Genomic DNA, 11,662 nt, shown 5'->3' on the forward strand with positions numbered 1-11,662 from the left:
CTAGGTCAAGGGGATGTTATAACACCATTGCGTATTTTCATTTTTATGTCAAAAGTGGATATGAACATATGATGTACAAGATTCTAAAAATGCCGTTTTTTGGAAGGTTCATGGTCAAATGGAGAAACCCCTTGTCCATGGAGCAACGAAAAAAATGGTCCGTTATACAGGTCGATAGCAAATCAGGAGTGAACATCAAAGGGCTATTTGCCCAAACCGGTCAGAACATGCCAAAGGCCACCATAGTGCTTGGGCACCCCATGGGAAAGGAAGCAAAGGGTTTCTTCCTCAAAAATGGATATGCGGATTTCCTACTTGGGAACGGTTTCAATGTAGTGGTGTTCGACATCAACGGTTTTGGAGAGAGTGATTGTGGGAACTTTGCGTATTATGAAGACATCCTTGCCATGGGACATAAAACCAAGGAATTGTGCAATGACCTACCCATCGGATACCATGGGGTTTCTTTGGGCGGCCAGTGGGCAACCATTGCTTTTGCAGATGCTTCAAACCCTTATGAATTTGCAATTATTGAAAGTGCGGCAACAACGCTGGACGAGTTTTGGATACATTACCCCTTGGCCTATAAAATTTTGAGGATGTTAAATCTTCTCATGCCCAAGTTCAGAAAAAAAATCAACATGCTCGAGCGTATCAAGGAGGCCAAAAACATAAAATCCATTCTTTATATATATTCCGAATCCGATCAATGGACCCCGGTTTCCATGGGAAAACGATTCATGCAAAATACACCGGTCAACACAGCGCTTTGGACGGTGAAGAGGGCTGATCATGCCAAGATCATTAGATCTGAACACTCCGATATCTACAAGGAAAAGGCATTGGACTTCTTCCATGAAAACTTGAATTGAATCCCTTGTAGCCCTATAAAGAGAGATTGAGATTGGCACATTCATCCTGAAATGCGGTGGGAATATGTTAATTTTCAAAGGTAAACTCCAAAGCAATGTTTTTGGACATTTTGGCAAGAAGCAGCGCCAATTCCCGTTTCTCCTTTTCATTGAACATTTCAATGGCGTCGGCGGCCTCTTCAAAACGAACCACGATGACCTCATCGATCAAGTCTTTTCCCTTTTCCGTTAGACACGCCAAGGTACTACGCCTATCCTTGGCATCGGGCATTCTATAAATCAATCCTAATTTGACAAGTCTATTGAGCAAAGCGGTCATTGCCCCCGAAGTAATCAATACGGATTCCATAAGTTCCTTGGGGGACAAGGCATAGGGACTTCCAGATCTTCGTAACGTTGCCAGCACATCCAAATCGGAATAATGTATCCCATGGGATTGGAGCACCTTCCCGATTCTTTTTTCAAGGATACGTCCCAAACTCAATATCCTTCCCACGATTTTCATTGGTGAAACATCCAATCCCGGACGTTCCCTTTCCCATTCCTCAGCCAACTGTTGCACTATATCATGTGACTGTTCATCCATACCATATAATTTTAATTAACATATGCATATCTTTATATAAAGATATTTGTTGTATTCTTGCAAAAGAATCTTAATGTAAAGATAAATTAAAAATCCAATTATGAAATTTTACAAGTTCTTGTGCATATCCATTGTCACCCTTGGTCTGGCCTGTGCACCTCACCAGTCACCAAAACAGGAACAGATCTCGCATTTCATCAAAGCGGCCATGGACAGTGTCCAAGTGGTTCCTGGGGTGGCCATAGCCATCGTGGATAGCAGCGGCATCCTATTGGCCAAAGGATTCGGTTATTCCGATTTAGAAAACAATATTAAAGTATCCGAGGAAACCAACTTTTATATTGCCTCCTCAACAAAGCCATTTGTGGGGCTGCTCGGCAACATACTACACGAGGAAGGTCTTCTTGATCTGGATGAAGAGATCACACAATATGAACCATTCAAGAATTTTGAGAACCATACGGTTTTCCAAAACATCACGATCAGGGACCTATTGTCACACCAAAGTGGGATCGACAACCCTTATCTATCCTTTAGACTGGCCTATAGCGGTAGGTATACAAAAACGGAGATCCTTCGCATCATTGAAGAGGATACATTTCAAAAGGACACGGGTAAAACCTTTCAATATACCAATTTTGGTTATTACCTGTTCAGTGTGCTCTTGGAGGAACACTTGGGATCCAAATGGCAAGATCTTCTCGACGAAAAGGTGTTCGCCCCACTAAAAATGGAGCATGCCACTGCCTATATATCAAAAAACGATCCAACTGCATTGGCACAACCTTTTTCCGGGACCTGGCCAACTTCTTTGGGACCAACGGACACCAAAAAGACAGATGCCACCATGCACGCCGCCGGTGGTCTGGTTATGAACGCCAAAGACGTTGCCCGGTTTATGCAGTTTTATCTCAACAAAGGTATTTTGGATGGCAAACAGATCTATACAGAGGAACTAGTCGAGACCAGTTATTCCAAAATGGCACCCACCGGAGATGCCATCGGTGCCTTTAACGCCCATGGCTATGGGCTGGGTTGGCTTCTTGGTTCGGTTAAGGGACATGACATAAGAAACCACCAAGGAGGGTATATCGGCTTTAAGTCCAGTATCACCCTATTTCCCGACAAAAAGCTGGGTGTTGCGATATTTACCAATCACCATGAATTGGGAAGGCCCCTACTCAATGCGGTAAGCAACTATGTATTCGAGCACTATTTGGACGACAGTACTGATCTCGAGCACCATGGGGATAGTCTTCTCACTGATTTGGGCCACCGTTTAAAAAAGGCACAAAAAACGGAAAAGCAGAACGAAGAAAAATGGGGAAATCCAGATTGGAACCTTAGCCTGCCGAAGGAATCCTATGTGGGAACTTTTTACAACAAACATGATGGAAGGGTTCGTATTTCATATGCAGCGGGAGAATTTCAAATATCGAGCGGCAACCTCAGCTGTGTGGCCTCACCTGCCAAAGACAGGGATTGTTTCTTGGTGGAACTCATTACCACTTCAAAAAAGACAATTTGTTTCAATTTGGAAAAGGATATGGTCCAGAGCATCCATTTTAGGGACAAGGTATTCGTTAAACTGGAGGGCCCACAACCAATGGACAAAGGTTTGACCAACAAATAAAGCGCATCCTATTTTTTTAACCATCAACTTAACACATCAATTATATATACATGAAAGAGACATCCTTTAATACGGTACCCTCCAAGACGATTTTTTATTTCATTGAAAGCGCCATAAAAAGCTATAGGAGGTTTGCCCAATCCAAAATTTCAATGATTCATGAAGATCTGACGGTGGACCAGGCATTGATACTTCAGTTCCTTCACCATGAAAACAATATCCCACAAGTGGAGTTGGCCAAATTGTTGTTCAAGAAAGAAGCATCCATAACAAGGATGGTGGACGCACTGGTACAAAAGAACTATCTAACGAGAAGCAGTGACAACACCGATAGACGAAAGTTCAGGTTAGAGCTTACCAAAAAGGGAACTTCAAGTATGGAAGAAATCGGAGCAGTGGTCACATCCAATAGAAAAAAAGCGCTCTCCGGCATTTCAAAAAGTGAACAGGAAATCTTGGAACAACTACTTAAAAAAATCATCGACAATTGTCAAAAATAATTCACACATCCAAAATGAACACAATTTTTAAAAAGGGGCTCCCCCTATTCCAAAAACCATTATATCTATTACTTACTACCTTGTGCGTTTCCTCTTGTAAAAACTTGGGAGTAACACCCCAACATGAAAGGGTCACCTATAAGGTCACAGCGAAGACCGAACGACTTTCGAAATTCGTGGCATCATCCAAGGATGCAATCGCTATAATACCAGGGGTCAGTGTTGCCGTGGTGGATGAAAACGGTCCACTTTTCATGAAATCCATAGGGTATGCCGATATGGAAAAAGAAACACGGGTCAATGATCAAACGGCTTTTTATATAGCTTCCTGTACCAAATCCTTCAATGGGCTTCTTGCCAACCTATTGGAAGAGGAGGGTATTCTCAAGCTATCAGAAAACATCACGGTGTATGCCCCTTTTAAGAATTTCAACGACAAAACTGTCTTTGAGGAAGTCACCATTATGGATCTTCTTTCCCATCAAAGTGGTTTGAGCAATCCTTATCTGACCTTCAGGCTCGCCTATTCCGGTCAATATGATGCAAGCACGATACTGTCATTGATCGAAGATGAAACGGTCAAGAGCGAAGAGGGTAAAATTTTCAGCTATACCAATCTCGGGTATTACTTTCTCGATGCCATTATGAAGGCGGAAACAGGAAAAAGTTGGAAAGAGCTATTGGAAGAAAAAGTGCTCAAGCCATTGGAAATGGACAACACCACCGCCTACATGTCAGCTCTCGATAAGGAAAACTATGCATTTCCCCATTTAGGGGGACATCCCGATAGTATTTACCGGGCACCGATATTAAAGACAGATGAGACGATGCATCCTGCCGGGGGATTGGTAAGCAACGTGGAGGACGTCTCCAAATTCCTGACCATTTACATCAACAAAGGAAGTCATCAAGGGAGCCAAATCTTTTCCCAAGAGCTGATAGAACGGACCTACAAAAAACAAGTAGATACAAAAAACACGATCGGTAACGCTTTTGATGCCCACGGATATGGTTCCGGTTGGCTTTTGGGCAAACACATGAACGAGGATCTTGTAGTTCATTACGGTGCCTATGAAGGTTATCGGGCACATATTTCATTTATTCCGGAGAAAAAGATCGGCGTTGTTGTATTTATCAACCATGAACTTGCAATGCAGTTCATCAATCAAATTGTCAAGTTCACCTACCATCTGTATTTAGACAACGAAATGGATACCTTTGACCAAGAGGCCAAAATAAACGAAGAACTTACGGACCTATTGCATCGATACCAGAAGTACCTTGGCGAAAGAAAACAAAAATTGTCCGAGGCAGCTTGGAACCTATCTCGACCGAAAAGTGACTATACCGGTGTATTCACCAATGAGAACCTGGGTACTTTGGAGATTAAACAACATCAAGACAAGCTTGTGATCAGCTGTGGTAATTTAAAGGGAAATGCCATTCCCCACCCTGATAGTGATTGTACGTATGTTCAGCTGGCTTCCCAATCGGGGGAATCGATTTGTTTTCAAAAAAAGGACAACAGGATCACCGGACTCCAGTACAGAGGGGAGGACTTTACCAAAACCACAATGGTCAACGAGAGATAGGACAGGGAGCATCAGAAAGGACTTCCACGCTATCTTCACCACATAAACAGTGTAGAAAAATAAGGGGACCCAGGTATTGGAAAATCAGCATCCATATCCGTGTCCCTTCATTAATGTAAAACTACAGTGCCCCATTACAAAGGGATTCAGATTCAGGTTCAGGTCCGGTTCCATACATAACTCTACGGTATTGACCCTTTCATAGCTCAATTCGATATCCTTTTGCGCGAACTCAGTTATTTACTCTCTTTTTGGTTTTGACATGTTTTCAAAACTAATTCAAACAGTAAACATGCTTTTTTTGCAATGTCATATCAAATGGAGTAAATCCCGGATAAAAGCTTCTCAGGTAACCGAAAACTATAAAATCGTGATAATTGGGAGTCCCATTTACCCTCAGTTAAACACCACGCTTTCTAAAATAAACAGGTTCAAATCTTTTTTTGATGTAATTAGCTGCTTCCGATAACTTCACATATTTCGCAATATAGGAGAAAAACGTATCGCAATACTGGCTCACAGCAAATGAGGCAAATCTAAGATTGAGACCAATTTTACAAATGAAAGCCAATTATCTCCAAAGAATAAATTTCAGAAATTATATGAACCTTACTAATTGGTAATTCGAATAAATCGGTTCATGAAAATTTGAAGATAAGGGAGATTAAATTTCATAGAAAAAAACAAGCTGCTTTTGGAAGTTATTGATAAACTCGTATGTAATCCACCAACAAAGAACTTTCATCAAATGAAGGATCGATGATAGACTCTATGGCAATATTCAAGATCAGATAATAATCGGAATCGTACGGCCAGGTCTCAGCATTTTTTACTTTGGGTTCATATACGAGATGTTCCTTCCCATCAACCCCAAAAACCATCTTGTCCTTGGTCCATTCCAAGGTATAAACATGAAACTTCTCCGAAACGTCCACTACATGTTGACCTCCCACGTTGATTACTTCATCGCCATAACTCGAAGCATTATGTAAAGCACTTGAAACATAATCTTGGTTTTTGCCCCAATGTTCCACAATATCTATCTCACCACATTTAGGCCATTTCACCTCGCCATACCCCTGGTTGTCCCAATAGGCCCCATCTTCATCAATATTCTTGCTCAACAGCCAAATCGCTGGCCATGTACCCTTGCCTTTTGGCATTTTGGCCCGAATTTCCACCCTGCCATAGGTAAAGGCAAATTTTGAATTCAACCGCACCGATGTGTATTGTTTTTGAATACCCTGATCCGTAAAAGGTTCTTTCTTTGCCACTAGATTCAAGTAACCATCCGCAACAAATGAATTGTCAATGCGATCGGTATAATGTTGCACGAGTCCGCCCCACCAATTCCCTCCTGGGGGCAGTTGGGTCTGATGGTGCCATTTTTCCGAATCAATGGGTCCATCTTCATTGAATTCGTCATGCCAAATCAAACTGTCCTGACTTTTATCATGCTGTTGTGCACTAACCCTATAATTATTCCCGGACAAAGCCACTGCCATAACTAGCAATAAATACATTGCCGATGTTCTCGTCATCACATAAAAACCAATTTTCCTCATTTTAAATCCAATTATGTTTTACATTAATCATTTACATATATACTAAAGGGCTACCCCCATCCATTCCCTGATACTCCAATACCCATGTGCGTTACTATAAAGGTGTAAATATTTCCCACAAAAATTGGGTTAAGGGTATCATTCATTGCAAATCTTCTTCTGCATTGTTCAACGCCCAACATCTGTCCCTATCAACTTTAGCCTGTTCGCTCATGAAATACCATAACCCAACATTACTATCATAACCACGTAATCATTCACCTATTTTGTCGTACCCTTTTCTTGTTCAAATTGCAGTTGGCCCTGATTTACTATTTTAAAATTATCAAAATGATTGATCAAGAAACAGCAAGGTTTTGAAATCAACAAAAGGACAAGTTAAACAAGGGAGCCGATCATTTGCCATCGGACAATGGATTCTTCTTCCATGCCTTTGAAAAAAGCACGTTTACATAAAAGTAACGGTTATACGCTTCATATGGATTGGCTATATCGGTCAATCCATAGTGGTATCTGCCCTCAATCGAGATTCGCGATCTATTTTTCAACTTGAATTCCTTCCCCAACCCCATTTGGATGCCTAGGTCCCACCTCTTAAATGCATTGGGCGAACCATCAAACCTTAACTTCATGCTACGTTCTTGGGCCAAATCATTATCCTTCCATTCCATTTTACCGGAAACATTCACCGCGAAAGAGGGACCAGCATTCAGAAAAAATCCAAGAAAATGATATCTCAAAAGAACGGGAAGCTCTATCGTGTTCAGTTTCACCTTCGTTTCGTTGGCCGTCAAGGGGTTTCCATCCTCCAATTCCACTCCCTTTCTAAAATAATACAACTCGGGAACCAATGAAAGATGTCGGTTCACTCCCAATTGAAAACTGAACCCTCCTTGAAAACCACGCAGACCATTACGAAAATCCTTTACACTCGAATTGTCCTTCCCAAAATTGAATTTAGTCGGCGTATAATTGAGAAGTAGGTTCATGTAGGATTCTTGGGAATAGGTACTCCAGCTTATTCCGATGACGAATATGGCAAGAATTAATTTTTTCATGACGATGTTGTTCTTTGATTTGATGATTAATTGGATTTCCCAAAACGGTATCTGTTTTGGAAATGCTTGAACCCTGTTGAACCTTTAATAACAACGCCTAAAGATGCAATAGATTAGAATTCAAGGTGTTTGGTGGACAACCCGTGATTTTTTTATTGGCAAAATTAATGCGCGTTTCATCCTCCAACCACATCAAAAAAGTTCAGATTTCTTTGAAATTGGTCCAATTTTCCCAAAAGAATCCTGAACATCCCTGGTAAAGTTTCCAGGGGAACTATAGAAGACCAAGTCCCATGAATCCATAAAGTACCAATAACCGGCTTTTCAGATCCATTGCAATCGTTCGATGAAATTGAATATCATTTCAGGGCACCAATGCCTATTTCTTCTCAAACAGTTGTTTAAGCTTTAAAATCCCCACATTGGCACGCTCTGCTATGATGCTTTTGAAGTTGGGCAATTGCTCTTCAAGGAAATCGGGGTCATTGTTCCTACTGTGCATTTTCCAATTGACACTGGTTACATCCATTTTACTCATCAATGTAATTGTCATCCTGGGCAACAACGGTTCATATTTGCTTTCAGTCATATATAGAACAGGTGGGGCGACTTTTTTGACCTCGATTTTGAGACGTTGCTCTCCATTTGGTGGCAGATACACTTTCTCAACATATGTCTTTCCTACCGTTCCGTGCTCCATATCATTATCTGATGCAATATCCGACACTTCCGGAAACCAAAGTTTGAAATTCTCCATATTTGAAATAAACCCATAAACTGATTCGATATCTGCATTAATGGCCATTTCCTGTTCCGTTAGTAGCGTTGCCATATCTATTTTGTTTTCCATTCTTATTGATTTTTTGTTACAAGGCACAAAACAAGGAAAAAGTAAAGAACGAGGAGGTGGACATTTGTCCATTAATCAAGAATCCTCCTGATCCGACTCAAATGTCTTGGGGTTATTCCCAAATAGGAAGCAAGTAACTTAAGAGGTATATGCCGTATAAACTCAGGATGTTCATTTAAAAGTTCATTGTACCTTGTTTTAGCATAATCCTTTTGAAATTGAAAGAACCTGTTCTCTAATTTTACCAGATAGGCCTCTGTCAAGGAATGGAACATATTTTTGAGATTCGGTCTAGTTTCCATTAACCTTAACAAATCAACTTTAGATATCACATTCAATGAAACTTGGTTCAGTGCACGAACATAAATATTGGAATGCTGACCTGTCAAAAAAGAGGAATATGCCGTTACAAACTCAGATGGAAAAACCAAACAGTAGGTCTTTTCCTCTTGGTTATGGTCCAAATAGTAGCTATGAAGAAATCCGTCGACCACAAAACCAATTTCATCGACAATTTGAGATTCCCTTATCAAATAGGCTCCCTTTTCAAGAAATCTGGGTTTTGCAATTTGCACAAGGGCATCTATATCCGAATCGTCCAATAAGGTCGACGAAGCTAGATAAAGTTGAAATTTGTTATCTTTCATATTTGACATGTTCATCGTTGTCCGCGTTCAAGACAACATTATCCATCGCAATATTGATGACAGTATTGATTTTTTGTCCAAAAATAACATAACCGTCCTAATAAATATCATAAGAGGCAATATGGGAATTAAACAATTATTCCAATCCTAGAGATCGTAATCCAAAATGACCCATAGGAACACTTATTCTCTCTTTAAAACAATCCGGTTTATTCCGCTCAGAAAGAAAAAGCATACATTCGCACACAGATTTCAATTTACCATGTCGACCCAATTGATTAAGTATTTAAGTGCCTTCCATGAGGCCCCAGAGGGTATTGTCCAAAAATATGCAGCCAAATGGAAACCCTACAACGCATCAAAAAAACAGACCTTGACCGTTCCGGGCCAGACAGAGAAGTATTTATATTTTGTCCTTGAAGGTGTCCAAAAGTCCTATTTTTTGCACAATGGAAAGGAACATGTCATTGCATTTGCCCATGGACCTTCCATAAGTGGCATTCCAGAGTCCTTTTTCTTACAACGCCCTTCCAGATACTATCTAGAAACCGTTACGGACAGTAACATGGTTCGGATTCCCTTCGACCTGCATTATGGGTTTCTTCAAGAACACCGCGAAATTGAAACGCTTTTTCGAAAAATCCTCGAAATCTTTCTTGATGGTGTAATACAAAGGCAACATGAAATCATGGCCCTAAGCATGGAAGAACGTTTTAGGGCATTTACTTCCAGAAGCTCTCGCCTATTGAATCTAATCCCTCACAAGGATATTGCATCTTACCTTCGAATAGACCCCACCAACTTTAGTAAACTCATGAACTCTATAAAGGTTTAAGCGATTGGTTTCTTGGTATACACCAAGATAGGTTACAATGATTCCACTGAATTTTGTAAAATAAATTGTAACACATGAGAAAATTAAAAATCGCCCTAATGTTGACAGTGGGTGTATTATCAAGCATGACCTATGCCCAAAAATCAAAAATCATGACAAAAACGGAAACAGTCAGAACCTTTTTAAATGGCTTTAACGACACTGCGGCCATTCAACAGTCCATGGAACTACTGGCAGATGATTACAAGTTCTCAAACCCTATGGTAGAATTGAACTCAAAATCGGATTTCATTGAACTCGCCCAACAAATAGGACAAGTCCTGACCGGAGTTGAAGTTCTTGAGGTCGCCGAAAACGGGGATTGGGTTGCAGCTCTATATATTTTCAAATCGGAAATGCCGGGATTGGAGCAAAATATAGCAACCGAATGGTTCAAAATAGAAAAAGGTAAGATTGTCGCATCAAAATTGATCTATGATGCGACCAAATGGAGGGCCCTTTATGAAAACAGTGAGAATTGAAACAATTTTTCATTGACCCCAAGCTACAAGAAGTCCGGCAAAATACCGGGCTTCTTCTATTACAACCATAATTCAATTACCTGTGATCAAATGCAAATGTGATTCAATGGGCCAAATTGAACTTCGCGGGTACTTTTTGAACCAAATTCCGCCCACTGATTCATTCAAAGCATTTATTTAATACATTGAATATCCATTGTTTGCCTTCCTCTTCCGTAAGGAGTAGGACATGTTATTGATGGTACAACGTAACAAATAACACCATCGCTCGTCTGACTAAAAAACAATCATATGGAAACCACAATACAAGTGAAATCAAGAAAGAAAACAGCTCGGTTGGCCGGTCTCTATTATTTGTTCAATGTACTATTGAGCATCTATTACATGCAATACCTTCCCGGTAAGATAGCGGCCTGGGACGATCCACAGGCCACCATGGAAAACTTCTTGGACAACGAAATGCCCTTTAGGCTGTACATATTGGCAGGGGTCGCCGTACATATCAGTTTTATACTCCTTCCACTGACACTGCATAAGCTACTGGGGCACATCAACAAGCACTATGCGATGCTCATGGTGGTATTCGCCCTTGTCAGCGTCCCGATTTCCTTCACCATTCTCTTGGACCAGTATGAACTAATCTCACTCTTCAAGGATTATGCGGCCTTGGATAGCGCCCAACAGGCAGCAATGGATCTTCGCGTACTGGGTTCTTTTGAAAGCCTGTACAATGGTTTCTTCCTTTGTCAGACCTATTGGGGCCTTTGGCTGTTCCCTTTTGGGCTATTGGCCTTTAAGTCCGGTTTTCTTCCTAAATTTCTGGGCGTGGCCCTCATGTTGGGGTGCATCACCTATGTATTGGATATCATCGGGGGAACCCTGTTCCAGAATTATTACGATTTCGTGGACACCAACCTTCTTATACTCCCCGCCGCCATCGGGGAAATAGGCATGTGCATTTGGCTGTTGACATTCGGAACAAAGGAAAACATCAAGTTTTAAG

At 40.9% G+C, this 11,662-nt stretch carries 12 protein-coding genes; 7 read left to right on the top strand and 5 right to left on the bottom strand.

The features are described 5' to 3' along the window. The first annotated feature begins 68 nt into the window (after positions 1 to 68). On the top strand, positions 69 to 872 hold the full coding sequence (locus tag D2V08_RS01620; RefSeq protein WP_119606384.1) for an alpha/beta hydrolase: 804 nt from the start codon (positions 69 to 71) through the stop codon (positions 870 to 872). 67 nt (positions 873 to 939) lie between these two features. On the opposite strand, the gene D2V08_RS01625 is transcribed toward D2V08_RS01620, so the two are convergent. Continuing rightward, a complete protein-coding gene (locus tag D2V08_RS01625; protein ID WP_119606385.1) occupies positions 940 to 1,458 on the bottom strand; it encodes a MarR family winged helix-turn-helix transcriptional regulator in 519 nt (172 codons plus the stop codon). A gap of 100 nt (positions 1,459 to 1,558) precedes the next feature. Here D2V08_RS01625 and D2V08_RS01630 point away from each other — a divergent pair, with 100 nt between their 5' ends. From D2V08_RS01630 to D2V08_RS01640, 3 genes are read left to right on the top strand one after another with little or no spacing between them, the layout of a single operon-like run. Beyond that, positions 1,559 to 3,091, top strand: a complete 1,533-nt coding sequence (locus tag D2V08_RS01630; RefSeq protein ID WP_119606386.1) for a serine hydrolase domain-containing protein — start codon at positions 1,559 to 1,561, stop codon at positions 3,089 to 3,091. Positions 3,092 to 3,141: 50 nt separating this feature from the next. Next, positions 3,142 to 3,591 carry a MarR family winged helix-turn-helix transcriptional regulator gene (locus D2V08_RS01635; RefSeq protein WP_119606387.1) on the top strand — a complete coding sequence of 150 codons (450 nt, stop codon included), beginning with the start codon at positions 3,142 to 3,144 and terminating at the stop codon, positions 3,589 to 3,591. Positions 3,592 to 3,605: 14 nt separating this feature from the next. Beyond that, on the top strand, positions 3,606 to 5,183 hold the full coding sequence (locus D2V08_RS01640; RefSeq protein WP_119606388.1) for a serine hydrolase domain-containing protein: 1,578 nt from the start codon (positions 3,606 to 3,608) through the stop codon (positions 5,181 to 5,183). Positions 5,184 to 5,884: 701 nt separating this feature from the next. Here D2V08_RS01640 and D2V08_RS01645 read toward each other — a convergent pair. From D2V08_RS01645 to D2V08_RS01660, 4 genes are all read right to left on the bottom strand, one after another. After that, positions 5,885 to 6,748 (bottom strand): glycoside hydrolase family 16 protein, encoded by an 864-nt coding sequence (locus tag D2V08_RS01645; protein ID WP_119606389.1) that lies wholly within the window; start codon positions 6,746 to 6,748, stop codon positions 5,885 to 5,887. A 395-nt stretch (positions 6,749 to 7,143) separates the two neighbouring features. Beyond that, on the bottom strand, positions 7,144 to 7,806 hold the full coding sequence (locus D2V08_RS01650) for a porin family protein (protein ID WP_119606390.1): 663 nt from the start codon (positions 7,804 to 7,806) through the stop codon (positions 7,144 to 7,146). Between the two features lie 379 nt (positions 7,807 to 8,185). Then, positions 8,186 to 8,656: an SRPBCC family protein gene (locus D2V08_RS01655; RefSeq protein ID WP_147374045.1), complete on the bottom strand. Its 471-nt coding sequence runs from the start codon at positions 8,654 to 8,656 to the stop codon at positions 8,186 to 8,188. A gap of 71 nt (positions 8,657 to 8,727) precedes the next feature. Further along, a complete protein-coding gene (locus D2V08_RS01660; RefSeq protein ID WP_182835462.1) occupies positions 8,728 to 9,303 on the bottom strand; it encodes a Crp/Fnr family transcriptional regulator in 576 nt (191 codons plus the stop codon). Between the two features lie 262 nt (positions 9,304 to 9,565). Between D2V08_RS01660 and D2V08_RS01665 the strand changes: the two genes are divergently transcribed. From D2V08_RS01665 to D2V08_RS01675, 3 genes are all read left to right on the top strand, one after another. Beyond that, positions 9,566 to 10,138, top strand: coding sequence for a Crp/Fnr family transcriptional regulator (locus tag D2V08_RS01665; protein WP_119606393.1), 573 nt, complete (start codon positions 9,566 to 9,568; stop codon positions 10,136 to 10,138). A gap of 74 nt (positions 10,139 to 10,212) precedes the next feature. Next, complete coding sequence (locus tag D2V08_RS01670) at positions 10,213 to 10,659, top strand: nuclear transport factor 2 family protein (RefSeq protein ID WP_119606394.1); 447 nt, start codon at positions 10,213 to 10,215, stop codon at positions 10,657 to 10,659. Positions 10,660 to 10,950: 291 nt separating this feature from the next. Further along, entirely contained in the window at positions 10,951 to 11,661 is a 711-nt protein-coding gene (locus tag D2V08_RS01675; protein WP_119606395.1) for a DUF4386 domain-containing protein, read from the top strand. The last annotated feature ends 1 nt before the right edge of the window (position 11,662 follow it).

The organism is Flagellimonas lutimaris (assembly GCF_003581615.1).
Taxonomy (GTDB): Bacteria; Bacteroidota; Bacteroidia; order Flavobacteriales; family Flavobacteriaceae; genus Flagellimonas; species Flagellimonas lutimaris.